The 25,945-nt window shown below is 75.2% G+C and carries 19 protein-coding genes; 2 read left to right on the top strand and 17 right to left on the bottom strand.

Translation table 11 applies throughout. The features are described from left to right. Window positions 1-125: 125 nt before the first annotated feature. From GFH29_RS04280 to GFH29_RS04260, 5 genes are read right to left on the bottom strand one after another with little or no spacing between them, the layout of a single operon-like run. Entirely contained in the window at window positions 126-1,934 is a 1,809-nt protein-coding gene (locus GFH29_RS04280) for an asparagine synthase-related protein (RefSeq protein WP_153322195.1), read from the bottom strand. Window positions 1,935-1,939: 5 nt separating this feature from the next. Next, a complete protein-coding gene (locus tag GFH29_RS04275) occupies window positions 1,940-2,218 on the bottom strand; it encodes an acyl carrier protein (protein WP_153322194.1) in 279 nt (92 codons plus the stop codon). 32 nt (window positions 2,219-2,250) lie between these two features. Continuing rightward, entirely contained in the window at window positions 2,251-3,477 is a 1,227-nt protein-coding gene (locus tag GFH29_RS04270; RefSeq protein ID WP_153322193.1) for a pyridoxal-dependent decarboxylase, exosortase A system-associated, read from the bottom strand. After that, window positions 3,477-5,066, bottom strand: coding sequence for an acyl-CoA ligase (AMP-forming), exosortase A system-associated (locus tag GFH29_RS04265; protein ID WP_153322192.1), 1,590 nt, complete (start codon window positions 5,064-5,066; stop codon window positions 3,477-3,479). Before GFH29_RS04265 ends, GFH29_RS04270 begins: the two co-directional genes overlap by 1 nt. Window positions 5,067-5,092: 26 nt before the next feature. Beyond that, window positions 5,093-5,995 (bottom strand): GNAT family N-acetyltransferase, encoded by a 903-nt coding sequence (locus GFH29_RS04260; RefSeq protein ID WP_228387759.1) that lies wholly within the window; start codon window positions 5,993-5,995, stop codon window positions 5,093-5,095. A 122-nt stretch (window positions 5,996-6,117) separates the two neighbouring features. Here GFH29_RS04260 and GFH29_RS04255 point away from each other — a divergent pair, with 122 nt between their 5' ends. Then, on the top strand, window positions 6,118-6,981 hold the full coding sequence (locus tag GFH29_RS04255) for a glycosyltransferase (RefSeq protein WP_153322191.1): 864 nt from the start codon (window positions 6,118-6,120) through the stop codon (window positions 6,979-6,981). A gap of 3 nt (window positions 6,982-6,984) precedes the next feature. Then, window positions 6,985-7,650 (top strand): polysaccharide deacetylase family protein, encoded by a 666-nt coding sequence (locus GFH29_RS04250; RefSeq protein WP_228387758.1) that lies wholly within the window; start codon window positions 6,985-6,987, stop codon window positions 7,648-7,650. Window positions 7,651-7,660: 10 nt separating this feature from the next. On the opposite strand, the gene GFH29_RS04245 is transcribed toward GFH29_RS04250, so the two are convergent. From GFH29_RS04245 to GFH29_RS04190, 12 genes are all read right to left on the bottom strand, one after another. Continuing rightward, a complete protein-coding gene (locus tag GFH29_RS04245; protein ID WP_153322190.1) occupies window positions 7,661-8,584 on the bottom strand; it encodes a glycosyltransferase in 924 nt (307 codons plus the stop codon). Continuing rightward, window positions 8,571-10,019 carry an O-antigen ligase family protein gene (locus tag GFH29_RS04240; protein ID WP_153322189.1) on the bottom strand — a complete coding sequence of 483 codons (1,449 nt, stop codon included), beginning with the start codon at window positions 10,017-10,019 and terminating at the stop codon, window positions 8,571-8,573. The genes GFH29_RS04245 and GFH29_RS04240 overlap by 14 nt, the downstream gene beginning before the upstream one ends. Window positions 10,020-10,021: 2 nt before the next feature. Continuing rightward, a complete protein-coding gene (locus GFH29_RS04235; protein ID WP_153322188.1) occupies window positions 10,022-10,804 on the bottom strand; it encodes a hypothetical protein in 783 nt (260 codons plus the stop codon). 1 nt (window position 10,805) lies between these two features. Continuing rightward, complete coding sequence (locus tag GFH29_RS04230; RefSeq protein WP_194288911.1) at window positions 10,806-12,125, bottom strand: glycosyltransferase family 1 protein; 1,320 nt, start codon at window positions 12,123-12,125, stop codon at window positions 10,806-10,808. Continuing rightward, window positions 12,122-13,288, bottom strand: a complete 1,167-nt coding sequence (locus GFH29_RS04225) for a DegT/DnrJ/EryC1/StrS family aminotransferase (RefSeq protein WP_153322187.1) — start codon at window positions 13,286-13,288, stop codon at window positions 12,122-12,124. Before GFH29_RS04225 ends, GFH29_RS04230 begins: the two co-directional genes overlap by 4 nt. Then, the gene (locus GFH29_RS04220; protein WP_153322186.1) at window positions 13,285-15,909 is read right to left on the bottom strand and encodes an oligosaccharide flippase family protein; all 2,625 of its coding nucleotides are present in this window, start codon (window positions 15,907-15,909) and stop codon (window positions 13,285-13,287) included. Before GFH29_RS04220 ends, GFH29_RS04225 begins: the two co-directional genes overlap by 4 nt. After that, window positions 15,906-16,970, bottom strand: a complete 1,065-nt coding sequence (locus GFH29_RS04215; RefSeq protein WP_153322185.1) for a glycosyltransferase family 2 protein — start codon at window positions 16,968-16,970, stop codon at window positions 15,906-15,908. The genes GFH29_RS04220 and GFH29_RS04215 overlap by 4 nt, the downstream gene beginning before the upstream one ends. Then, a complete protein-coding gene (locus tag GFH29_RS04210; protein WP_153322184.1) occupies window positions 16,970-17,671 on the bottom strand; it encodes an acetyltransferase in 702 nt (233 codons plus the stop codon). Before GFH29_RS04210 ends, GFH29_RS04215 begins: the two co-directional genes overlap by 1 nt. Further along, a complete protein-coding gene (locus GFH29_RS04205; RefSeq protein WP_228387757.1) occupies window positions 17,668-18,825 on the bottom strand; it encodes a DegT/DnrJ/EryC1/StrS family aminotransferase in 1,158 nt (385 codons plus the stop codon). The genes GFH29_RS04210 and GFH29_RS04205 overlap by 4 nt, the downstream gene beginning before the upstream one ends. Next, the gene (locus tag GFH29_RS04200) at window positions 18,822-19,847 is read right to left on the bottom strand and encodes a dTDP-glucose 4,6-dehydratase (RefSeq protein ID WP_228387756.1); all 1,026 of its coding nucleotides are present in this window, start codon (window positions 19,845-19,847) and stop codon (window positions 18,822-18,824) included. The genes GFH29_RS04205 and GFH29_RS04200 overlap by 4 nt, the downstream gene beginning before the upstream one ends. After that, the gene (locus tag GFH29_RS04195; RefSeq protein WP_153322183.1) at window positions 19,844-20,947 is read right to left on the bottom strand and encodes a Gfo/Idh/MocA family protein; all 1,104 of its coding nucleotides are present in this window, start codon (window positions 20,945-20,947) and stop codon (window positions 19,844-19,846) included. Before GFH29_RS04195 ends, GFH29_RS04200 begins: the two co-directional genes overlap by 4 nt. A gap of 131 nt (window positions 20,948-21,078) precedes the next feature. Continuing rightward, window positions 21,079-25,923 carry a DUF4082 domain-containing protein gene (locus tag GFH29_RS04190; RefSeq protein WP_153322182.1) on the bottom strand — a complete coding sequence of 1,615 codons (4,845 nt, stop codon included), beginning with the start codon at window positions 25,921-25,923 and terminating at the stop codon, window positions 21,079-21,081. Window positions 25,924-25,945: the final 22 nt, after the last annotated feature.

Raw genomic sequence — 25,945 nt, 5'->3', positions numbered from 1 at the left:
CGCTCCAGGGGACCACGCGGGGCGCGGTCCGGTCGGGGGTGTCGGAGGACCGCACAGGCGCACGGACCGACGCGTAGAGCGCCTCTTCCCGAACGTAACCCCCCAGGTGCCACGGAGCGGGCGCGTCATCCCTCAGGTTGGGGAGACGAGGCCGGAACTCGCGGCTGTCGGGAGGTGGCCACCGTCAGGTTGACCAGCAGCGCGGCGGTGGCGGGATCCGGGTCGACGCCACCGGACACCACCTCGTCGAGCCACTGCTCGCGGAACACGCCGGTCGCGACCAGCGGCTCGAGGACTTCTGGGCGCCCGCGCAGGTGGGCGGTCGCCTGCCGGGCCAGGACCGGGCCGCCGACGGGAGCGCGCCGCTCCCCCCGGACCCGCTGGAGCGCCTTGCGGCGTGCGGCCGCGGAGCGGCTGCGGGCCCGTTGGAGCGCGGCCGACGGCCCCGGTTCGGCATAGCTGGCCGGCGCGGGCCGTCCGTCCAGCGGCATGGAGGCCAGCTCGGGGTCCAGGGCGACCTGGAGACGGGCCAGGAAGCGGGAGCGCCGCTTGTCCGCCGGAGCCAGCGTGTGTACGGCGGCGAGGAACCGCTCGTCGAGCATCGGGTTCGCCACCGCGACGCGGGAGCAGACGGCTGTCTCGGTCACGCCCCCCCAGCGCTGGACGCGGTGCTCGAGGTAGAACCTGTCGGTGGCGGCGAACCACGGGTCGCCGGAGGCGACGAGCGCCCGGTGCACCTCGGTCAGTGCGACGTCGCGCGCCCACGCCGCGAAGCCCGGCTCGAGGGCGTCGTCGGCCGCTGCCTCGTTGGTCAGCAACCGCCACGCGGCCAGCCGGCGAGAGCGGCGCTCGGTCACCTGCCGCTGCCCCCGCGAGCCCAGGTAGTAGAACCCCCGAGCGACCTCCCCACCGAGCCCGGAGAGCCGGGGGCCTGGCTGGGAGCGCTCCTCCGCGGTGTCCAGCGCGGCCCGCGCCACCGGATCGGCCCCGAGCTCGAGACGGCGCGCCGCGACCACGCAGCGCTCCCACGCCTCCTCCGGGTCGAGGTGCTCGAGGCCGGCCAGGTCGAGCACCTCGTGGCGCATCCCGTAGCGCCGGGCGAGGTCGCTCGCGATCACGACGTCGGCGTCCTCAGGACTTCCCACGGTCATCACCCGCAGGCCCCGACGACGCGCGGGATCGATCGCGGAGAGCAGCAGCCGGGAGTCCTGTCCCCCGCTGAGCTGCAGCACCGGGTCGGGATGGTCGCGCAGGTAGGCGTCCAGGTAGTCGCGCAGCAGGTCCCGCGTCCGGAGGACCGTCGCCTCCAGCTCGGCGACGACCAGAGGGTCCGGCACCGCGAAGGACATGGTGGTGACCCGACCGTCCTGCAGGCACAGCAGCGAACCCGCTGCCACCTGCTCGACGCCGGCGGCAAGCGTCCGGTGCCCCAGCTGCCAGCCCAGCTGGCTCTGCACCGCCACCGCGGTCAGGTCCAGCGCGCAGACGGGGTCGAGGGCGGCGAGCAGCCGCGCCGACGTCGAGATCGCGACCCAGTCCGGTCCGCGGCGCAGGTAGAGGTGGCGCAGCCCGAGCGCTTCGACGCAGGCGAGCACCGCTGCGTCCGCCCCGAGCGCGACCGCTGCGAAGGGGGGCAGCATCCCGGCCAACATCGCCGTGTCGCGCTCGACCAGCGCGCGGCGTACCTCCTGGGCGCCGACAGGTCGGTCGTGGTGACGCACCTCGAGGGTGAGCGCGAGCGCACGGTCCGCGCAGATCCCGGGCGGGGCGACCCCCCAGGTGGCGACGACGGCCGAGGAGCCGTGCCGCACGGGCACCGCGGCCGGGTCGGTGTGCGCGAGGGCGCGCTGCACGGAGTCCAGCAGGCCGTCCCCGTCCCGTCCCGCCCAGGACACCACGACCAGACCCGGATCGGGCTCCGCGACGGCGCCCATGCCGCTCACCCGCGCCCGGCGACGAATGCCGCGAGCGAACCCACGGTCTCGAACACCTCACCGGTGAAGTCGTCGTCGTCGATGACGATGTCGAAGCGCTCCTCCAGGGCGCTCGCCAGCTCGACGACCGCGAGCGAGTCGAGCTCGGGGAGCTCGCCGAGCAGCGCCGTGTCCGGCGTCAGGGTCTCCGCCCGGTCCTCGATCCCGAGGGTCCGGGCGAGCACGGCGCGGACCTGCGCGAAGGTCTCGGTCTCGGTGGGGCGGGCGGGGGTGGTCTCGGTCATGGGTTTGCTCCTGGGGGCGAGGGGACGAGGGGTCAGACGAGGATCTCCGGCGGCGCCGGGTGGCCGAGGAAGCCCAGCGGGCTCGCGCTGCGCCCGTAGGCGCCGGCCTGGAACAGCACGACGAGGTCGCCGACCCGGGCGTCCGGCACCGAGATGCCGGTGCCGAGCACGTCCAGCGGCGTGCACAGGCAGCCCACGACGTCGGCGCGCTCGTCGCGCTCCGCGTCGAGGCGGTCGCCGACGACGAGCGGGTAGTTGCGGCGGATCACCTGGCCGAAGTTGCCGGAGGCGGCGAGCTGGTGGTGCATCCCGCCGTCGACGACGAGGTACGTCGTGCCGCGGGAGACCTTGCGGTCCACGACGCGGGTGACGTAGACCCCCGCCTCCCCCACCAGGAACCGGCCCAGCTCGACCACGACGTGGGCGTCGGGCAGTGCCGGGTGCAGCCGCTCGGCCACGAGCGCGCGCAGCTGCTCGCCCACCCGCACCAGGTCGAGTGGCTGGTCCTTGTCGAAGTAGGGGATGCCGAAGCCGCCACCGAGGTTGAGGTAGCTGAGCGGCCCTGGGGCCTTGTCGGCCAGCGCGAGCAACAGCTCGACGGTGCGCTGCTGGGCCTCGACGATGATCTCGGCGTGCAGGTTCTGCGAGCCCGCGAACAGGTGGAAGCCCTCGACGGCGAGGTCGCGCTCGACCAGCCGGTCCAGCAGCGCGGGCACCTGCTCGACGTCCACGCCGAACTGCTGCGGGCCGCCGCCCATCCGCATGCCGGAGCCCTTGACCACGAAGTCCGGGTTGACCCGCACCGCGACCCGCGGGCGCATCCCGAGCCGCTCGCCGACGCCCGTGATCCGGTCGGCCTCGCCGGCGGACTCCAGCTCCACGAGCACGCCGGCGGCGACCGCCTGCTCGAGCTCGGCGTCGGTCTTGCCCGGCCCGGCGAAGCTGGTACGCGCGGGCGACCCGGCGGCGTCCAGCGCCACGTGCATCTCCCCCGCCGAGGCCACGTCGAGCCAGTCGATCAGCCCGGCGAGGTGACCCACGACCGCGGGCATCGGGTTGGCCTTGACGGCGTACCCGAGCTCGACCTGCGGGCCCAGCGCCGCGCGCAGGCGTTGCGCCCGGGCGGTGATGGCGTCGCGGTCGTAGGCGAAGTACGGGGTGCTCCCGACCCGGGCGGTCAGGCGCCGCAGCGGCACGCCACCGACGCAGAGCTGGCCGTCGGCGGTGCCGAAGCGGTCGAGGTGGTGCTCGACGTCCATCAGGAGACCTCCTTGCGCAGCAGCACGCGGTCGAACTTGCCGTTCGGCGAGCGCGGCAGCTCATCGAGGACGCGCACCTCCGCGGGCACCATGAAGAGCGGGAGCCGGCGACGCAGCTCGGCGAGCAGCGCCGCCGCGTCGTACGCCGTGGGGTCGGGCGTGCCCACGGGCGGGCTGAGGACCAGCACGATCCGTTGGCCGAGCCGGTCGTCCTCCACCCCGAGCGCGGCCACCTCGCCGACCAGCCCGGTGTCGTGGGCGACCTCCTCGACCTCGCTGGGGCTGACCCGGTAGCCGGAGGTCTTGATCATGTCGTCGGAGCGGCCGACGAAGTAGAGGTAGCCCTCCTCGTCGGCGACCACCGCGTCGCCCGACCACACCGCCCTCTCCGGCGCGCGCCAGGCGGCGTGCGGGTCGGGCACGGGGCGGAACCGCTCGGCGGTGCGCGCGGGGTCGTTCCAGTAACCCTGGGCGACGAGCGGCCCGCGGTGCACCAGCTCGCCCTCCTCCCCCGGCGCCGCCGGCGTCCCGTCCGGGCGCAGCACCAGGACCTCGGCGTCCGGCACCGCCCGCCCGATCGAGTCGGGGCGCCGGTCCACCTCGGCGGGGTCGAGGTAGGTCGAGCGGAACGCCTCGGTGAGGCCGTACATGAGGAACGGGCGCGCCTGCGGGAACAGCTCGCGCAGCCGGGTCAGCGTCGCGCGCGGCATCCGCCCGCCGGTGTTGGCGAAGTAGCGCAGCCCGGTCGCCTCCGGGGGCCACTCCACGCCGGCCAGCTGGATCCACAGCGGCGGCACGCAGGTCAGCCCGGTCACCCCGTGGCGCGCGCACAGCCGCACCACGTCGCGCGGCAGCAGGTAGTTGACCAGCACCACGTGGGCACCGACCGCGAACGCGGTCGTCACTTGGCTCAGGCCGGCGTCGAAGCTCAGTGGCAGCGCGGCCAGGATGACGTCGTCGGGACGGTTGTCGAGGTAGCCGCTCACGCTCTCCGCGCCGACCACGAGGTTGCGGTGGCTCAGCACCACGCCCTTCGGACGCCCGGTGCTGCCGGAGGTGTAGAGGATCGCGGCGAGGTCGGAGTCGACGCCCGCGTGGGCGCGTGCCGCCGCCGGCCCGGCCTCCCGGCCGCTGGCCAGCAGGGCGTCCCAGGAGCAGACCGGCACCCCGGCGTCGCCGGTGCCGGCGGCGGCCCCCTCGACGAGCACCACCCGCTCCAGCGCCGGCAGCCGGTGCGCGGCGTCGCCCAGCGCGCCCCAGCGCGACGTCGAGGTGACCAGCAGCCGGACGTCGCAGTCGGCCAGCACGTGGGCGATCTGCTCGGGCTTGAGCAGCGGGTTGACCGGGACGAACACCGCCCCGGCGTACGACGCGGCGAAGATCGCCTCGACGGTCTCCAGCCGCTTGTCGAGCAGGACCGCGACCCGGTCGCCGGGGACGATCCCGAGGCGGCGCATCCCCGCGGCGGCCTCGCGGACCACCGCGGCCAGCTCGGCGTAGTCCCGGGTCTGCTCACCGGCGGTGAGCGCGGACGCGGTCGGTCGGTGCTCCGCCTGCTCCTCGAGCAGGTCGTGCAGGTGTACTCGCATCGAGGGTCCCCCTTGGCCGCGCGTCGTCACCAGGCGACGAGCGCGAGCTCGCTGTACAGGCTGTCGACCGCGGACGCCGGGACGCCGGTGCCGCGGAACATCTTCGGGCGTGGCCGGGACAGCGGCACCGAGACCGCCGGCCGGGAGCCGACGACGCGCAGCTCGGCCAGGGTCACGGGCAGGCCGCGGCTCAGCAGGTGCCGGCGCAGCACGCCCTGGTGGCGGGCGAGCACGGCCGGGTCGTCGACGTGCAGCAGCGTGGCGAACAGCCGCAGCCCGCGCCGCCGGTCGCGGCGGTAGACCACGTAGCACTGCTCGCCGCCGGCGCGAAGCAGCACGTGCCGGGCCGCGGCCGCGCCGCGGTGGTCGCGCAGGATCGTGCGCTGCTCACCGTCGAGACGGGCCTCGATCTCGTCGAGGTCGGTGACGACGCGGCCGCGTCCCGCGCCGGGGAGGTTGGCCACGAGCGCCGTGGTGGTGTCGAGGTGCTCGAAGCCGAGCCGCTCGTCGAGGGCGACGACGCTCCCGCTCGGGGAGAGGTCGGTGAACACGTGGCCGCGCTGGGCGAGCACCGCGCGCAGCAGCCGCAGGCCGTGGCTGCGGTGCTCCTCGCGCACGCACCACGCGGCGAGGTTGCAGAAGCGCACCGGGACGCCGGCGATCCGGCGCTCGGCGTAGAAGGCCAGCTGGACCCCGACCACCTCGGCGTCGGCCCCCTCGCCCGCGCGCAGCACGAAGCCGTGGTTCGGCGCCTCGCCCGGCCAGGTCGGGGTGGCGGCCGCGGCCCACTGGCGGGGGCTGAGCCGCGGGTTGAGGTGGGCGTGCAGGAACGCACCGACCTCGAGCAGGTCGGTGTCGAGGATGGGCTCGACGCGCACCCGGGCGTTGCGGGCACGGTCGCGGGCCCCCTCCAGCCCCTCTTTCAGCATGGCGATCAACGTAGGGAGGCCCCCGGGGAGCGATCGGGCGAAGCCGCGACGCGTACCCAATGGTGGGGAGGCAACCGCGTGACACCCGGATAGGCCCACGCCCGGTCGCCACGGTGGGGCCCATGAGTGCTGTGAGCGTCGTCATCGCGGCCCACGACGAGGAGGCCGTCATCGGCCACACCCTCGACACCCTGCTGGCCGGCGCGGCCCCGGACGAGCTGGAGGTGGTGGTGGCCGCCAACGGCTGCCGGGACCGCACGGTGCAGGTCGCCGAGCAACGGCCCGGGGTCACGGTGGTCGAGGTCGCCCGCGCGAGCAAGACCCATGCGCTCAACGTCGCGGACCGACTCGCGACCGGGTTCCCCCGGGTCTACCTCGACGCCGACATCGCCGTGCCGGTCACCGCGGTGCGCGCCCTGTGTGCTGCGCTGGAGGGGCCGGGCGCCCCGCTGGTCGCCGTACCGGGCCGGCACCTGGAGACCCGCGGTCGGCCCTGGCCGGTGCGCGGCTACACCGCGATCCACCGTCGGCTGCCGGCGTTCGAGGAGGGTCTGTTCGGGCGCGGCATGGTCGCGGTCTCCGAGACCGGCCGAGCACGCTTCTCGACGTTCCCCGACGTGGTGGCCGACGACCTGTTCCTGGACTCGCTGTTCGGCGCCGAGGAACGCGTGCTCGTGCGCGAGGTGACCACCACCGTCGAGACCCCGTGGCGCACCGCCGACCTGCGCCGGCGCCTGGCCCGGGTACGCCGCGGCAACGCCGCGCTGCGTGCGGGTGGGGGCGCGGGCGCGGCGGGGACGGTCCGTGGCGCCGACCGCTGGTCCTGGCTGCGCGACGTCGTGCTCCCCCGTCCCTGGCTGGCCCCCGCCGGGCTCGCCTACGCCGCACTCACCGCTCAGGCCGCCCTCGAGGCCCGGCGCCAGCGCGACGCGGCAGCACCATCCTGGGGCCACGACGAGTCGACGCGCACCCTGCGGGCGGGCTGAGCCGTGGACGAGCAGCGCATCAACCTGTGCTTCCACGGAGTCGGTACGCCGGCCCGCGACCTCGAGATCGGCGAGGCGCGCTACTGGGTGCGCACCACCGTCTTCCACGCGATCCTGGACGCCGTCGCCGACGACCCACGGGTGCGGATCAGCTTCGACGACGGCAACGCCTCCGATGCGGTGACCGCCCTGCCGGCCCTGCTCGAGCGCGGCCTGAGCGCGACGTTCTTCGTGCTGAGCGGGCGCCTCGACGAGCCCGGCAGCCTCAGCCGCGAGCAGGTGCTCGAGCTGCGTGACGGGGGCATGGGGATCGGCACCCACGGGCGCGCACACCGGCCGTGGCGCGGGCTGGACCCCGCGGCGGCGGCCGCGGAGCTGGAGGGCGCCCGCGAGGAGATCGCCGAGCTGGTCGGTCGACCGGTCGACGAGGCGGCGCTGCCGCTGGGCCGCTACGACCGCCACCTGCTCACCACGCTGCGCCGTCTCGGCTACCGCACGGTGTACACCAGCGACCGCCGCAGGGCGCGTCCGGGCGCCTGGCTGCAACCGCGGTTCAGCGTGCGCGACCACGACACCGCCGCGCGGCTGACGCACGAGGTGCTGAGCACACCCGGCCTGCCCACGCGCACCCGCGGCGAGCTGGTGGGCCTGGTCAAGCGGTTGCGCTGAGCGGACCCGCTCAGGCCACCCAGTCCGGCCCGGCGGGCCTGCGCAGCAGCCGCGGGCTGAGCAGCACCCGCACCGCCGCGCGGGCGGTGGGGCGTCCGAGGCAGGCGCGGCTGGTCTCGCGCAGCACCAGTGCGGCCCAGACCGCGCAGGCGGCGCGTCGTCCGCCCCGGCGTCGCGCCAGGCGCACCCGGTTGGCGAGGAGCAGCGGCCACAGGCGCGGGGAGACCCCCGAGTCGCCCTCCAGGTGGGTGGCCCGTGCGGTGGGCACGAAGCGGACCGCCCGACCGGCGTCGCCCACGCGCAGGTGGAAGTCGGTCTCCTCGGAGTAGAGGAAGAACGACTCGTCCCAGCCCCCGACCCGTGCCCAGCACGCCGCGTCCACCAGCTGCACCGAGCCCTCCGCCCACGCCGTGTCGCAGGCGTCGCGGTAGCGCGCGGCGTCGGTCACGGTCTCGCCGAGGCGACCCAGCCGCCCGGCCCGCTCCGCACCGATCACCGCGTCGGCCCAGGTGCGCAGCACCGTGGGCTCCCGGCGCAGGGAGTCGATCCGCTCGCCGTTCGCGTCGCGCAGCAGCGGGACCGCGACCCCGACCCCGGGCTCGCGCAGCGCGGCGAGCAGGGCCGGCCCGCAGCCCGGGTCCAGACGCACGTCCGGGTTGAGCACCAGCACGGCGGTGTGCGGCCCACCGGCCGCGACCGCGGCGTTGATGCCGGCCGCGTAGCCGGCGTTGCGGCCCATCTCGACCACGACCGCGTCCGGCGCCAGCTCGCGCAGCACCGTGAGGCTGTCGTCGTGGGAGTCGTTGTCGGCCACGGCGAGGCGCCACGGCACCGGGTGGAGCGCGGCGGGAAGGCTCTCCAGCAGCCCGGGCAGCAACGCGGCGCTGTTGTAGGTGACGACCGTGACCAGCACCGTCGCGTCACCGTCGCGCATCCGCCGGCCTCCGTCCGGGTGCCGGGGGCGCCGGCAGCGCCTCCTCCACCGGGCCGCTCGAGGCTGCGGAGTCGGCGCGGGCCAGGCGCCGGGCCGCACCCGCCATCCCGGCCACCACGAAGCTCACCCCCGCGGCCATCGGGAACCCCCAGGCGTCGAAGGTGAACATGCCGACCGCGCCTCCGGCCACTGACGCCGCCAGGGCGAGGCCCAGGTGCCGCGAGCGGTGGTCGCGCGCCACCCGGGCACCGATCCCGTCGAGGAAGGCGACGACCAGGAACAGCAGGACCGCCAGCAGGCCGAGGATCCCGATCTCGACGAGCAGCATCAGGTACTGGTTGTCCAAGATCCGGTAGTAGCGCGGGATGAAGGTGAACAGGCCGCGGCCGATCAGCCAGTGGTCGCTGTACAGGTCCAGGACGACGTCGTAGTCGGTGGTCCGCCCGGTGACGCTCGGATCCTCGAGGAGGTTGGTGAACAGCGAGATCAGGGTCCCGACGAGGCCGGGGATCATCACCCGCAGGGCGACGACCGCGACCGGGGCGAGGAGCAGCGCCCGCAGCCGCCAGCGCGCCGGCCAGCCGAGGAACAGCACCAGCAGCCCGACCATCAGCACCACGACGGCGGAGCGCGAGATCGAGAGGTTGGCCCCCACCAGGATCAGCACCGTGGGCACGGCGGAGGACCAGAAGGCGCGGGGACGCCCCCACTGGTGGATCGTGCGGTGCAGCGCGAGCGGGAACAGGCAGGCGAGCACGACGCCGAACTCGATCGGGTGGACGGCGGTGGCCGAGACCCGGTTGAAGATCGACCGGGTCTGGGTCCCGCCGATCTCGCTGTTGGCCACCAGCCCGGGCACCGAGATCGAGCCGGCCAGGTTGTAGCCGGTGACGAACTGCCACAGCCCGACCGCCGCGACGACAGCCCCCAGCCAGGTCAGCCAGGCACCCAGCCGCTCCAGGTCGCGCCACGAGCCGATCCCGTCCGCCACCACCAGGGTGATCCCCATCCACGCGGCGAACGCGAGCAGGCCACGGTCGCCGGCGCTGATCATCATCCCGGCGACGTGCGTGATCGTCTGCGGCGCCAGGGTCCACAGCTCGTCGGTCTCCTGCCGCACGGTGAGCGGGGCGTACCAGCCGCCCGCGTTGCCGTTCGCGTACGCCGCCAGCACGCACAGCACCAGGACCAGCACCGCGATCCGCAGGCCACTGGGCCCGCGGGTCGGGTTCTGCCCGGCGACCGTGCTCGCGCACCACCACACCAGGGCGCCGATGCCGAGGAGGCTGGCCGGGGAGCCGGCGGCGCCGAGCGGGCCGAGGACGAGCTGGGAGGGCACGCACAGCAGCAGGACGACGTAGGCGAGGGCCACGAACAGCGGCGCCCGCCCCTCACCGACCCGCGACCTGAACCGTGCGAGGACCCCTCCGAGCATCCTCAGCCGACCCGTCGCGACCGTTGGTCGCCCCCGTTGCGCGCCCGGGCGGCGCCGCCCACCCGCGACGGGGCAGCCCGGACGGGCTCCGTGGCCGGCGCGTCCGCCTCGGCGTCGTCCCCAGCGGAGTCCGTGGGGCGCCCGCCCTCACGTGCGGCGCGGGCGCCACCCAGGGCGGGACCCCCACGCGACCCGAGCAGCCGGTCCAGCCCGAGGGCGAGCAGCAGCGTCACGAGCAGCCCCGCGGCCGCCGTCGCACCCAGGGCGCGGATCCGGCTGCCGCCGAGCACCTCGGCGTCGGCGCTCACCGCGACCCGTTGCCCGCTGATCAGCTGCCGCGGGGGCACGTCGGCCTGCTTCTGCAGCCGGGCGAGCTGGGTGTCGATCTCCTTCATCACCGCGTTGCGGGTCGCGAGCGCCGCCGCGGGGTCGGTGCTCGTGGTGGTGACCTGCAGGATCGGGCCGGCGCCCGGCACCACCGCGACGTCGTACTCCGCGTCGTTGCCGTCCTCGACCAGCCGGCGGTTCACGTCTGCGGTCGAGACGGTCCCGGCCAGCATGGAGGCCAGGGTCACCTGGCCGTTCTGCATGTTGAGGAACGGGTTGCTGGGCGTGGCCAGCCCGCTCGCCTCGGGCGGCAGCAGCAGCACGACCTGGCTGGAGGCCTGGTGCTGGGTGCCGACCGTCTGGAGCACCTGGTAGCAGCCGACGGCGGTGAGGCCCACCCCGATCAGGACCACCACCCAGCGGCGCGCCAGCGCGCTCAGGAGGTTGACTACGGACATCTCAGGTCGCCTTCCCATGCATCAGCTCACGGCTCGCCTCGGCCGCCGGGTCGAGGTCTGCCGGGTCGAGGTCGGCCGGGCGGGTCCCGGCCGTCGGTGGCGCAGGCGCCGCCACGGTGACGCCGCGCACCTGGTCGACCACCGCGCGCACGACGCCGGCCCCGGTGAGGGCCCAGTCGTCGCGTCGTACGCTCGCGGCCGCCGCCCGGGCCTGGGCGGCCGGGTCCGCCGCGGAGACGACCCGGGACAGCGCGTCGGCCAGTCCGCCGGGTGTCGGCACCGCCCAGGCCACCGCCGGGCTGGCGAGGTCGGCGCGGGCGTCGGGCGCATCGTTGACGACCGGGACGCAGCCGCTGGCCAGCATCTCCTCGGCCACCAGCGAGATGTTGGTGAACGACGGCGCCAGGCCGGCCAGGCATCGGTTGTAGAGGGCTGCCAGCTCGGCCGGGGTGAGGCCGCCGTGCTGGGTCGCGGGTACGCCGAGGTCGGGCACGACCGCGCCGTAGGTGTGGATCTCCTGCTCGGGGTGGCGCGCGTGGAACTCGCGCAGCGCCAGCACGGCGAGGCGGAAGCCGCGCCGAGGCACCCCGGGCTTGGCGTAGAGCACCACGCCGGTGCGCCCGGAGTCCCGGGTGAGGGAGTAGGTGCTCGTGTCGCAGGAGAACGGCACCCGGAGCGAGCCCACGCCCACCTCGGTGAGCAGCCGGTCCTGCACCATGTGGCCCAGCGCGAGGTGGGTGAACCCGAACCGGTAGGTGTCGGTCGCCAGCTCGTGCTCGGAGCCGCGGGGGTAGAAGAACGGCTCGAAGTCCTGGATGAAGTAGAAGCGGTGCAGCGGCTCGCGGCAGCGGGCGGCCAGCACGTGCGCGGTCTCCCAGCCGGTGGCCACGCACGCGTCCAGCCCGCCGAGGCCGTCGGCCACGGAACGGACCTCCGCACCCACCCAGGGCCACCCCTCCCGGATCACGCGCGCCTGCTGCTCGACCCGGCCGCCGTGGCGGTCGTGGAGCAGCAGCACGCAGCGGTGCCCGGCGGCCTCGAAGGCCCGCACCATGCGGAACATCGTGGTGTGCCCGCCCGACCCGGCGGCCGGGGGCGAGCACAGCCAGCCGACCGTCAGCGGCCCGTCGTCGGCCCGGCAGCGGGCGGTCGGGGTCACCAGCCGGGTGGAGTCGGCGATCTCGTCCTCGCGCAGACCGAAGTCCAGCGCGTCGGCGCCGACCCGGTGGTGCAGCCACCGCGCCGCGCGTCGGGCGGAGTCCTGCGGACCCTCCGCGCGCAGCCTCCGCACCAGGTGCGCCGCCCGGTCCGCCCGCCTCACGACGCGTCCCCCTGCCGCCCGGCGTCGTGCTGCCGCACGGCGTCCACGAGCTCCTCGGCGACCCGCTCCTGCTGGGCGGCGGTGATGCCGGGGAACATCGGCAGCGAGAGGATCTCTCCCGCGGCCCGCTCCGCCACCGGGAAGCTGCCCACCCCCTGCCCGAGCCAGGCGAAGGCCGGCAGCAGGTGCACAGGCGTCGGGTAGTGGATCCCGGTGTCGATGCCTCGCTCGGCGAGGGTGCGCTGCACGGCGTCGCGGTGCGCGACCCGCACGACGTAGAGGTGCCACACGTGCTCGTTGCCCGGCAGCGTGCGCGGCAGGCGTACGCCGGGGACGTCGGCGAGCAGCGCGGCGTAGCGGGCCGCGGCGGCGGCGCGCTCGGCGTTCCACTCCTTGAGGTGCTCGAGCTTGACCTCGAGCACGGCTGCCTGCAGGGAGTCCATCCGGGAGTTCGTGCCGACCAGGTCGTGCTGGTAGCGCGCCTCGCCCCCGTGGTTGCGCAGCTGACGCAGCCGATGCGCGATCAGCGGATCGTCGGTGCTGACCGCGCCGGCATCGCCGAAGGCGCCGAGGTTCTTGCCGGGATAGAAGCTGGTCGCGGCGAGGTCGGCGCACGAGCCCGCCGCCTTCCCCCACCGGGTCGCGCCCTGGGACTGCGCGGCGTCCTCGAGCAGCACCACCTCCGGGCCGACCGCCTCGCGCAGCCGCTCGAACGGCGCGACCTGGCCGTAGAGGTCCACCCCGGCCACGGCCCGGGTGCGCGGTCCGATGCGGGCGGTGACGGCGTCCACGTCGATCAGCAGGTCCTCGTCGCAGTCCACCAGCACCAGCTCGGCACCGGCGAGCACGACGGCCTCGGCGGTGGCCACGAAGGTGTTGGCCGGGACGACCACCTCATCGCCCGCCCCGACGCCGGCCGCCCGCAGCGCGAGGTGCAGCGCGTCGGTGCCGTTGCCGACCCCCACGACGTGCTCGACCCCGCAGAAGGCGGCGTAGGCGTCCTCGAAGCGCGCCACCCGGGGGCCGAGCACGAACGCGCCGCTGTCGACGACCGCGAGCAGCTCGCGGCGTACGTCCTCGGCGATCCGGCCGTGCTGGGGAGCCAGGTCCACGAGAGGCACCCGGGGGCGCCCTCGGTGGGAGGGGAACGGGCTGGTGCTCATGCGGAGATTCCTTCGTCGAGGGGAGGTCGGGAGCGGGTGGCCGGCAGCGGCCGGTACAGCCCGGTGCGGTGCCACTGCCGGGCGGCGGCGCGGTCGCGGACGATGCGGCGCACCGGGTGCAGCAGCCACCACGGCCGCCAGCGGGTCCACGCCTGCCCGGCCCGCACCCGGCGCTGCAGCCCGCGCCACTGCGGCAGGTGTCGAGCCCCGAGGTAGGTCGCGAGCGCGAAGGCCTGCAGGGGGGCGACGCTGCGGGCCGGTGCCCGGCGCCGGTCGTACTCATAGCTGGCGCGGCGCAGCGCCTCGGTCGCCAGCGCCGCGCGCGCGACGGTGCGCAGCCGGGCGGCCGCGGGCACCTCCTCGGCCACCGTGGAGAACAGCATCTCGAAGGCGGCCCGGCGCTCCTCGAGGATGGTCAGCCCCAGCGGGGCCTCGGCCGTGGTGGAGAGGCTGGCGGGATGCTCGCGGTGCCAGGCCTGGTCGGCGCCGCCGACGTAGCCCACGTCGGCGTACGCCGCGAGCCGCATCCACATCTCCATGTCGTGGGTGTGCGCGAGCTCGCGCTGCCCGCCGACCCGCTGCACCACCGACATCCGCATCAGGGCCTCCGGTGAGGTGATGACGTTGACGCCGCTGCGGCAGCGGTCCTCCAGCCAGGCCAGTCCCGGCCACACCGTCCAGGTGACCGGGCCCGAGCGGGCCGGGGGCCGCCGGTCGGTGAAGTGCAGCGGGTGACCGTAGACCAGGCCGACCTCGGGGTGGCGCCGGCACAGGGCCACGGAGCGGACCAGCGACCCCGGTGTCAGCAGGTCGTCGGCGTCCAGGCGGACCAGGAACTCCCCGGTCGCCAGGGCCAGGCCGTCGTTGAACGTCGCGACCGGCCCGCGGTTGTCCGGGTGGGCGAGCACCCGGACGCGGGGGTCCCCCGCGGCGAGCTCGCGGGCGACGGCGAGGCTGTCGTCGGTGGAGGCGTCGTCGACGATGACCACCTCGACCTGCGCCCCCTCCTGGTGCAGGGCGCTGTGGACCGCCTCGGGCAGGAAGCGGGCGTAGTTGTAGCAGGGCACCACCACCGACACCCGGGCCGGCGCCTCCTCGGCGCGGTGCCGGCCGCGCACCGGCTCGAGGCTGCCCAGGTCCTCCGACTCGGGCCTCGCCACCTCGGCCCGGTGGCGCCCCGGCACCGGCTCGGGGCCCGCCCCCACGTCGTCGGCCCGGGTCATCGCGTGCGCGGCCCGGCGCAGCCAGCGCCCCATCAGCAGCAGGTACGTCGCGCCGGCCGCGACACCGCCCAGCACCAGCGCGACCCAGCTGGTCTGCACGCTGCGGCTGATCGCCGCGGCGACGGCGGCGGCGGGCAGCGTGGCGGCGATCGACACGACGCAGCGGCGGGCGACGGCGGCGAGGTCGGCGCCGGTGCGGCGCATCGCGACGGCGTACGCCGGCAGCACCACGCCGACGGCGACCACCACGTGCGCCCAGCCGGCGCCGGTGATGCCGCCGACCCGGACGCCCACCACGACGGCGGGCAGCAGCGTGAGGAACCACAGCACCTGCACCGCCAGCACCGTGCGCGCCGCGCCCCGGGCCAGCAGGTAGGAGACCCACAGGTCGAACAGCACCCGCATCGCGCCGAAGATCGCCAGGGCGCCCAGGACCGGTGCTGCGAGCGACCAGCGCGAGCCGTAGACGACGCTCACCAGCGGGCTGGCCAGCACGGCCAGCAGCGCGCCGGCGGGGATCGCCAGCGCCGCCGTCAGCCCGGTGCCGACGGCCAGGGCGTGGGCGCCGTCGCGCCCGCTGAGCCGGGCGAACGCCGGCAGCGCGACCGAGCGCACCACCTGGCCGATCGCGGTCATCGGCCAGGTGGAGATGTTGAAGGCCAGCACGTAGAAGCCGAGGAGCACCGCTCCCGACATCCGGGCCACGACGATGTTGTCGAGGTTCAGCAGCGCCCAGGAGAGCATGTTGGCCCCGGCCACCGGCAGCCCGAAGGCCAGCACCGAGACCGCCACCGAGCGGTCCACCGCGACGCGCGGGCGGTGCCGGGCGAGCACGTGGAGCAGCACCAGGGTGGTGCTCTGCGCCGCGATCCTGCCGACCGCCAGGGCGAGGACGCCCCAGCCCGCGCCCACCAGGGCGAGGGTGACAGTCGTCGAGACCACGAAGTCCACCGAGGCCACCACGAACAGGGCGCGCTGGCGAAACGCGCGCTGCAGCAGCCCGAAGGGCACCACGCCGGCACCGGCGAGCACCAGCGTCACGCCGAGCAGCGCGATCACCGGTGCGGCCTCCGGGGTGCCCATCAGCCGCGCCGTCGGCGCGGCGGACACCGCCATCGCCACCGCGAGCAGGACCCCCGCACTCAGCCCGAGCAGCGCCACCGTGGGCGCCCGCCGCTCCGGGTCCCGGCTGCGCACCAGGTCGGCGCTGAGACCGAGGTCGGCCAAGGTCATCAGCACGGCCTGCACGGTGAGCGCGACGGCGTACACCCCGAACTCCTCGGGGCTCAGCAACCGAGCGAGCACGATCCCGACGGCGAGGGTGCCGAAGCGGAGCACCACGTTGTTGAGCGCGCTCCAGACCAGGCCCGTGCGGACCTGCTGGCGCAGCGCGCTCACGTGCCCCACCGTCGCCACCGGCGCCAGCGGACCTTCCAGCGCAGCTCCTCGGCCCGGGCCAGGAGGTAGCGCTCACCGGGTCGCAGCCCCTGGCTGACCCGACGCTCGTGGGCCTGCCAGGAGCGGGTGCCGACGACCGGCGGCCAGTGGCTGGCGGCGAACGCGGCGAGCTCGGCCGGAGAGGGCCCCGCGCCGTCGATGCCGTGCGCGGTCGCCGCGCGCTGGAGCGCCTCGCGCGCGAGCGCGGCACGGGCGCGTTCGCGCAGGGCGGGCACCCGTGGGAGGGCGCGATCCGGATCCGCGGCGAGCTCGTCGAAGAACGACTCGAACACCCGGCCCGACTCGCCCAGGTCCACCAGCAGGCCGGCGAACTGGGTGAGGTGCATGTTCGCGCCGTGCTCGCGGTAGCAGGCCTGGGCCGGCCCGTTGATCCGTCCGACCTGGGCGATGGTCGCGGCCCGCATCCACATCTGCATGTCCGCGGCGTAGGGGTGCTCCGGGTCGTAGCCGCCGATCTGACGCAACACCGAGGTGCGCATCAGGGCCTCGGGGTTCACGATGATGTTGCGACCGCGCGCGCAGATGCGCGCCAGCCACTCCTCGCCCTCCCAGATCGCCCAGTGCTCGCGCGCCGGGGCCAGGGCAGGCGGCTCGTCCTGGAAGGTCTCGGCGAACCCGTAGACCAGGCCGACCTCGGGATGGGCCTCCATCAGCGCGGCCGCCCGGGTCAGGGACCCCGGCGTCAGCAGGTCGTCGGCGGAGAGCAGGGCGACGTAGGTGCCGCGGGCCAGGTCGAGGCCGTCGTTGTAGGTCTGGATGTGGCCGCGGTTGTGCTCGTGGACGAGCACCCGGATGCGGGGGTCGGCGGCCGCCAACGAGCGGGCGACGTCCGCGCTGTCGTCGGGCGAGGCGTCGTCGACGACGATCACCTCCACCTCGACGCCGGGCTGGTCCAGGGCGCTGGCGACCGCGGCGGGCAGGTAGTGCCCGTAGCGGTAGCAGGGCACGACCACCGAGACGGTCGGCGTGGTGCGCAGCGGACGGGGGCGGTGCAGGCGCATCAGGCCTCCCCGCCCGTCCGGCCCGCGACCCGGTCGCGCACCGGCCCCGCGGACGGGTCCTGGCGGTGGGGCACGGCCGTCGGGCGCGCCGGCACCCCCACCCAGGTCTCCTCGTCGGGCAGCGAGCGCAGCAGCACGGCGCCCATCCCGAGGACGGCGCCGGCACCCACCCGGAGCCCCTGGCGGACGCTGGCGTTCATGCCGAGGTACGCCGCGGCGCCGACCGTGACGCCCCCGCCGAGGCTGACCCCGGCGCACAGCGTGGCGTAGTCGGCCACCACGTCGTCGTGGGTCAGCGTCACCTGGGGCATGGCCACGACGTGGGCGCCGAGGCGGACGTCGCTGGTCAGGCTCACGTGGGACAGCAGGATGCTGCCCCGCCCGACCACGCAGCTGGCCGGGATGTCGACGCTGGGGTGCACGATCCGCGCGTAGTGCTCCCAGGTGACCCCGACCCTGGTCAGCCGCTCCACCAGCGAGCGTCGCACGCTGCCGCGACCGGCGCAGACGACGACCTCGCCGTCGAGCAGGTCGGCGACCCGGTCGAGGCCGCCGATGACCGGGACACCGTGGAAGCTGCTGCCCCACTGCCGCGGGTCGTCGTCGACCGCGAGCACCCGTCCGTGGCTCGCGGAGGCGCGGACCGCTGCGAGCGTCTCGCGGGCGAGGCCGCCCGCGGCGACCAGGACCAGGCTCTTCATCGCGCGCCCCTCATCGGGGCCGGCCCGGTGAGCACCTCGAGCACGCGTGCCTGCTCGGAGTCCGACATGCGGTGGAACAGCGGGAGGATCAGGGTGCGGTCGGTGAGCCGCTCGGTGACCGGCAGCGGCACGCCGCCGGTGTCGCGACCGGCGTACGCCGGCTGGCGGTGCGCGGCCATGATCCCGCGCCGCGCGGAGATCCCGGACCGTGCCAGCGCGGCGAGCACCCCGTCGCGGTCGAGCGGGTGCTCCGGGCCGACCTCGACCCAGAAGGACTGGAAGTTGGTGGCGCCCCACGGCGGGTCGGCGACGGCGCGCAGACCCTCGACGTCGGCGAGCGCCTTCTGGTAGCCCGCGGCGAGCGCCCGGCGACGGGCCACCATCTCCGCGAGCTTGTCGAGCTGGACCAGCCCCACCGCCGCCTGGAGATCGGTCATCCGGAAGTTGAAGCCGACCTCGTCGTACTCCTCGGCCGGGGCGAGCACGCTGCCGTGCCGCTGGGCCGCGGAGATGCTCATCGCGTGCTCGCGCAGCCGGCGCGCCCGCGCCGCCCAGGAGGGGTTGCCGGTCGTGAGCATCCCGCCCTCGCCGGTGGTGAGCACCTTGCGGGGATGGAAGGACCAGGCGGTGAGCGAGGCGCCGGCCCCGACCGGGCGCCCGCGGTAGGTCGAGCCCGCGCCGCAGGCGGCGTCCTCGATCACCACGATGCCGCGCGGCGAGCACAGCTCCTGCACCGGCGCCAGCTCGACGGGCATCCCGCCCTGGTCGACGGCGATCACGGCGCGGGTGGCCGCGGTGAGGGCCACCTCGACCGTCTCCGCGGTGACGTTGCCGGTGACCGGGTCCACGTCGCAGAAGACCGGGCGCGCGCCGACGTAGGTGACCGCATTGGCGGTGGCGATGAACGAGAACGAGGGCACCACCACGTCGTCGCCCGGGCCGATCCCGGCCACCTCCAGGGCCAGGTGCAACGCGGCGGTGCAGCTGGACAGCGCGACGGCGTGGTCGGCCTGCTGGTGCTGGGCGAAGCGCTGCTCGAACTCGGCCACGCGGGGCCCCTGGGCCACCCAGCCGGACTCGATCACCGCCACGACCGCGGCGGCCTCCTCGGCGCCCAGCCAGGGCTCCATGACGTTGATGCGCGAGCCGCTCACGGCGCCACCCAGTTGCGGTCCTCGATACGCCGCAGCATCTCCTGCGGTGACTGCTCGCGCGTCGCGAACCACTCGATGAGCTCGGCGATGCCGGTGCGCAGGTCCACCCGCGGCTTCCACTCGCACAGCGCGCGCATCCGCGCGTCGTCGACCAGCAGGCGCCGGACGTCGCCCGGGCGGGGCTCGAGGTGCTCGGCGGCGGGGCCGTCGTTGCCGACGAGCTCGCGGACCAGCTCGGCCAGCTCGTTGACGGTGATCTCCGCGCCCGAGCCCAGGTTGACGGTGCGGCCGAGCACGTCGGGCGCGCCGGCCAGCGCGATCAGCCCGGCGGCGGTGTCGCTGACGTGGGTGAAGTCGCGCGACTGCTCGCCGTCGCCGAAGACCAGTGCGGGCAGGCCGCACAGCGCCCGCACGATGGTGCGCGGGATGACCTCGCCGCTGTCGCCCTCGAAGTGGCTGCGCGGTCCGTAGGTGTTGAACGGCCGGGCCACCACGACCGGCATGCCGTAGGTGCGGGCGTGGGCGCGGGCGTAGGCCTCGCCCGCCAGCTTGCCCGCGCCGTACACCGTCTCCGGGTGGGTGGGGTGCTGCTCGTCCATGGGGGCGTACTGCGCGGTGCCGTAGACCTCGCTGGAGCTGACGTGCACGAAGCGCTCCACCCCGCGGCGGAGCGCGGCCTGCAGCAGCACCAGGCTGCCCTCGGCGTTGACCCGGTGGTTCTCGAGCGGGTCGTGCAGGCTGTGGCGCACGCCGAGGCAGGCGAGGTGGAACACGACGTCCGCCTCGGCGACCGCGCCGGCGGCGTCGTCGGGCGCGGCGACGTCACCGACGCGCAGCTCGAGGCGGGGGTTCTCGGCGAGGTGGGCGAGGTTGGCCCGTGTGCCGGTCGCCAGGGAGTCCAGCACCACGACCCGGTCGACGCCGGCGTCGCGCAGCAGGGCGGTGACCAGGTGGCTGCCGATGAAGCCCGCGCCGCCGGTGACCAGCACCCGGGCGCCGGTCAGTGCGCTCGATGCGGTCATCGCACGATCTCCAGCGGGCGGACCCCGTCGCTGACGTCGACGAGCGCGCCGCGGGCACGCAGGCTGGTCGCGGCCGACTCGAGCACCTGCAGGACCCGCAGCCCGGAGGCACCGTCGGTGGCCGGCGCGCGGCCCTCGCGGATGCTCGCGGCGAGCTCGGCCACCATCGCGCCCAGCGCCTCGTGCTCGGGCAGCGCCGGCGCCCAGGTGTCGCCGAGCCGGTAGGCCACCGAGGCGGTACGCCGGTCCGCGCTGTCGACGCTCTGCTGCACCAGGTCGACCCCGCGGTCGTACACGCTCAGCCGCTGCTGGGGGTTGAGGTCGTCCCAGACCAGGGTGCGCTCGCTGCCGCCGATCACCATCTGGCGGATCTTGGTCGGGCTGAGCCAGTTGACGTGGACGTGCGCCATCGCGCCGTCGGCCAGCGGCATGCTGAGGTAGCCGACGCAGGAGGTCCCGGCACCGACCGGGTCGGCCCCCTGCGCGGCGACCCCGAGCGGGTGCAGGCCGCCGGGCAGCACGTGGTCGAGGATCGAGAGGTCGTGCGGCGCGAGGTCCCAGAACACATCGACGTCGGACTGCACCAGGCCGAGGTTGATGCGCACCGAGTCGACGTAGAGGATCTTGCCCAGCGTGCCCTCGGCGACCAGCTCGCGGATCTTCTGCACCGCCGGCGTGTAGCAGTAGGTGTGGTCGGTCATCAGCACCAGGCCGGCACGGCGGGCCAGCTCGACCATCTCGCGTCCGTGCCGGACGCTGTCGGCGAGCGGCTTCTCGACCAGCACGTGCTTGCCGGCGCGCAGCGCCCGGGTCGCGATCGCGTGGTGGGTGCCGGCCGGCGTCGCGATCGCGACGGCGTCGACGTCCTCGCGTCCCAGCACATCGTCCAGCACCGTGGTCACCTGGACCTCCTCGCGGCGCCCGACCAGGTCGCGGGCGCGCTCGGCGTCGAGATCGCACACCGCGCGCACCTCCCAGTCCGGAGCGGCGCTGAAGTTGCGGAACAGGTTGGGTCCCCAGTAGCCGGCCCCGATCACCGCGACCCCGAGCCGGGGTCGATCCGCCTCACCGGCAGCTCCCGGCCCCACGTCTTCAGCCATCCGTGCTTCCCCCTCGTGACGACGGTCGGGCCTCAGCGGGCAGACCGATTGGGTCGACCTCCTTGGTAGGGCGCGCGGTCCGTGGCCCGAGGAAAGTCCTCCGGCCAATACCGCACATTGGGGAGCCCGGGTCAGGGCAGCGGACTGCGGAAGACCACGTCGACGAAGTAGTTCGTCGCACCCCACGACAGGCTCGGGAACCCGCCCTGGCTGCCGTAGCGGTAGCGCCCGTTGCCGCCCGCCGGCACCGACAGCGGCCCGGACACCCACCCGTCGGCGAAGAACCCCGCCGTCGCGGCGTAGTGCCCGTGCGGGGCGAGGTAGGACACGACGTACGTCGTCCCCGCCTCCAGGGGGTACGGCGTGGCCAGGTCGGCCACCTGCCAGCCGGCCGCGGTCTCGTCGGTGAAGACCACCGAGGCGAGCGGCGTCCCCGTCGCCGACCACAGCGTGCCGGTGTGGGTGCCGGTGTTGCCGGGGCCCTTGAAGAACCGGATCCCGGTGGCGTGCCCGGACACCGCCGGGGTGAACGCCACCCCGAGCTCCACGGGGTCGGGCTCGCCGCTGTCGGGGACGGCCGGGGTCGCCGCGCCGAGCAGGGTCGTGGTGGCGTGCGTCGCGGACGCGGTGCGGAACGACCAGGCGGTGTCGGCCAGGGTGGCGCCCGCCGTCGAGATCACCCCGGAGAGCTCGACGCGGACCACCGCGTCGCCGGGCAGCGCCCCGGCCGGCTCGGCGGTGAGCCGGGTGCCGTCGGCGGAGAGCCGGGTGGTCGCCGCGAGCTCCGCGCCACCGGAGAACAGCCGCAGCCGCGCGCCCGCTCGCACCGGCGCGCTCAGGGTCACGCTCGGCTGCACCGTGGGGGCGGCGCCCACCGCCGAGGCGGCGGGGCTGCGAGCGGTGATGCTCACCGTGGCGTCGGGGACGTACTCCACGTCGGCGAAGTAGGCGCTCGCGCCGTGGGAGAACGTCGGGAACCCGCCCGCGGCCCCGTAGAGGTAGCGACCGTTGCCACCGGCCGGAGCGGTGAGGTCGCCCGCGGTCACCGGTGCGGAGAAGTAGCCGAGCGAGGAGGAGTAGTGCCCGTGCGGGGCCAGGTAGGACACCACGTAGCTGCGGCCCGCCTGCACCGGCACCGGCTCGGCGAGCACCGCGCGCTGCCAGCCGTCGGGGGTCTCGTCCGTGAAGGTGACCCGGGCCAAGACCTCGCCGTTCGCGTCCCACAGGGTGCCGACGTGGGTGCCGGTGTTGCCGGCGCCCTTGAGGAACCGCAGCGCCCGGACCTCCCCGTCGCGGGACGGCGAGAACACCGTGCCGACCTCGACCGGCGAGGAGTCCTCGGCGGCGTCCACCGGGACCGCGTCGCCGAAGATCGTCTGCGGGTCCAGCACGCCCGGGTCGCGGGTGCGGAACTCCCAGGTGCGCGTCGGCAGGACCGCGCCCTCGGTGGAGACGACGTCGCGCAGCGTGACCCGCACGTCGGCCCCGGCCGGGTACGGCGCCGCTGGAGTGAACGTGAGCCGCCGCCCGCCGCCGCCCAGGACCGTCGTGCCGGCCACCGGGCTGCCGACGACCGTGATGTCGAGCCGGGCGCCCAGGGCGATCGGGGTGCTCAGCCAGACCCGCACCGGCCGGGTGAGGGGGACGTCCACCGCGCCGGCGACCGGGTCCTGCGCCTCGACGTCGATGGCGGCCGGGGTGCGCTCGAAGACCACGTCGACCAGGTAGCTGGAGGACGACCGCGACGCCGGGAGCCCGGTGCCGTAGGTGTAGGCGCCGGCCTGGGCGTCCACGCGCAGCGGGCCGCGGGACAGGTCGGCCGCGGCGAACGCCCCGGGCGTGACCGAGTAGCGCCCCTGCGGGGCACGGTACGACGCGACGTACTCGGTGCCGGGGGTGACCGGGACCGGCTGGTCGAGGACGAGGGTCTGCCAGCCCTCGGAGGACTCCGTGGCGAGCGTGCCCTCGGCCAGCACCCGGGCGTCGGCCGCCGACCACAGCGTCGCGCGGTGCGGTCCGGGGTTGCCGGCCGCGCGGTAGAAGCGGATCGCGGTCACCAGGCCGGCGACGTCGGTGCGGAAGCGGGTGCCGACGCTGACCGGCGCGGAGTCCCCGGAGTCCGGGAGGACCGGTGCCAGGTCGTCGGCGAACAGCGAGCAGGGGCACACGCCCACCGGGCCCTGCGGCACCGCGGTGGTGAAGGACCACTGCCGGGCCCCGCTGACCTGCTGCCCGGCGGAGTCGGTGGCCTGGACCGTGGCGGTGTGCCGCACGCCCCCGGCCAGCGGCTGGGCGGGGGTGAAGGTGGCGGTCCGGCTGCCCGCGTCGTACGACGTGGCGCCGGGCACGGCCGTGCCGTTGGCGTCCACGACCCCGAGGCTCACGCTCGCGGCCCCGACCGGCTTGGAGAACCGGGCCCGGACCACCGCGGCGCTCGGCACGCTGGAGGCGTCGGGCCGCGGATGGCGCTCGAGCACGGTCAGCGGCGAGGTGTCGGTGAGGGTGAAGACCGGGTCGACGAAGTACCCGGTGTTGCGGGCCGACTCGGTCGGCAGGACTCCGGGCGCGGCGAAGACGCCCGCCGGCGCGGCGCCGTACCCGCCCAGGACGGTGAACGGCCCGCGGCGCCAGCTCCGGGCGCTGAACGCCTCCGGCTCGATCGCGTAGTGCCCGCTCGGCGCGGTGTAGGAGGCGGTGTAGGCCTCGCCCGCCAGCACCGGCACCGGGGTCGCGAAGTCGACGCGCTGCCACCCGGTGGCGCTGGACGAGCCGAACGTCGCGGAGGCCAGCCGTTCCCCGGCGGCCGACCAGATCGACCCGACGTGGGTGCCGGTGTTGCCCGCGCCCTGGAAGAACCGGACGCCGGTGAGGAAGCCGTCGACGTCGGCGCGGAACCGCAGACCCAGCTCCCGCGCGACCGGGTCGTCGGAGGCCGCGACCGCCGGCTCGTCGGCGCCGTGGACGGTGCAGGGGCAGGTCACCGTGACCGGACGGGACACCACCGGGCCGATGTGGGCGCTGTCGTCGGTGGCACGCACCCGGATCGTCTCGGCCGCGACGCCGCGCTGGGTGTAGGCGTAGGTCCAGGTGTCGGTGCCCGTGGCCGGGTGCCAGGTGTCGCCGTCGTCGGTGCTGACCTCCACGCCGGCGACCTGGCCGCCGCCGCTGTCGGTGGCGGTGCCCGCGACGGTGAGGCGGGCGCCGTTCGCCCGGTTCGCCCCCGCCTCCGGCGAGGTGACGGTGACCGTCGGGCCGACCTGGTCGGTGGACGCGGTGGACGCGGTGAGGTGCGGCTCCAGCGTGCGCGGCTGGGCGCCCATGTCGGCGAGCAGGTTGACCTGCGCCTGCTGCATCCGCGGGTCCGCGGGCTCCGGCTCGAACGGGCTGTCGTGCTGCTCGTCGAGGCCCCAGGTCCACTGCACGCTGCCGGCGCTGAAGACCAGGGCACCGCTCGGGGCGCGGTAGAGCGTGGTGTGGTGGGTGGTCGTGCCGGGCACGACGGTGTTGCCGAAGTCCGTGAGGTACTCCGGCGTCGGACCGGTGGTGGTCGAGAGCCGCACCAGCCCCGGAGGCCGGAACCCGTTGTCGATGTCCTCGTTGGCCTCATAGCCCACCGTGTGCGGCGCCAGGGTCGCCTGCCCGCCGGCCGGCAACGTGGCGAGCGAGGTGTGGCGCCACAGCCGCATCCGCCCCTGGCGGGCCGGCACGGTGATCGCGAGGTCGACGTGGTTGACCTGGTAGAGCGTGCCGATCAGCTCGTTCTCCGGGCGGCCACCGCCTTGAGCGGACGGGGCGTAGCGGGGGTCGCGCCAGGTGCCGGTCCACTCCGGCGTCGGGTCGATCTTGCCCCGGTCCCAGGTCTCCTTGTAGGCCACCAGCGTGCGGTACGGCGTGTGCGCGGCGTCCGCGGACAGCTCGTAGCGGGTGCGCCAGTAGACCTCGTTGCCGCTGAGGAACTGCAGGTGCATGCCGGCGTCGCGGGCAGCCTCGACGTTGGCCCGCTGGGCGCCGCTCCAGTACTCGTCGTGGCCGACCGAGAGGAACACGTCGTGGTTGGCCAACAGGTGCCCGCGCCGGTCGGTGTCGACCCCGGCCAGATAGCTGACGTCGTAGCCGTTGCGCTCGAGGAAGCGGACCAGGGGGTACTCGTTGGCGAAGTAGAAGTCCCGCCCGCCGGGGCCGTTGCGGGTCAGCATCGGCCGGTTGTAGCTGAGCTTGAGCGCCCGGCCCCGGGCGCCGCCCCAGTAGAAGTTCGACCCGCCGTAGTCGTTGTAGGCCACCCAGGTCGGGTCGGAGGTCTGGAAGACGACGTCGGCGTCGCTGGCCTCGTCGCGCACCACGAACGTGATGTGGCTGGACTCCCCCGTGCCCGGGATCTCCAGGTGGGCGAGGTAGACCCCCGACACCGCGGTCTCCGGGACCTGCCAGGAGGCCGAGACCGCCCAGTTGCCGCAGTCGTAGAGCTCCGTGGCCGCCTCGCTGATGCACTCCGGCTGGTGCTGCGGCAGGGCCGCGGAGGGGGTGACCGCGGCGATCCGGCGGGCGCCGTCGCCGTCGTAGTAGCCGGTGCGGTAGATCGTGATGCCGTAGGCGGACGCGGCGGTGTCGATCTTGAAGTCCACCCGCTCGCCGACGTCCACGCTGATCTCGGTGGCGAACCCCTGGATGTCGGAGCTGCCGCCGCCCCAGGTGTCGTCCCAGACCTCCGGGGACGTGCCGGGACGGCTGTTCTCGCAGGTGATCTCGTTGCCCGCCGGTCCGCACGGGTCGCTCGCCGCACTGGTCGCCAGCGCCGCCGGGACCAGCGCCGCAGGGTCCAGCGCCGCTGCCGGCGCGGGCGCCGCGACGCCTGCCGCCGGGTCCAGCAGCGACCCGGTCGCGGTCACGCCGAGCGCGAGGAGGACTGCGGCGAGGCGCCGGTCCCAGCGGTGCCGGGCCGCGGGGCCGGCCTGCTGGTGTCGGTCGCTGCGTGTCACGTCGTGCCTGTCCTGCTCGGGT

The organism is Nocardioides sp. dk884, assembly GCF_009557055.1.
Taxonomy (GTDB): Bacteria; Actinomycetota; Actinomycetes; order Propionibacteriales; family Nocardioidaceae; genus Nocardioides.
This window is presented reverse-complemented; position numbering and strand designations above follow the sequence as displayed.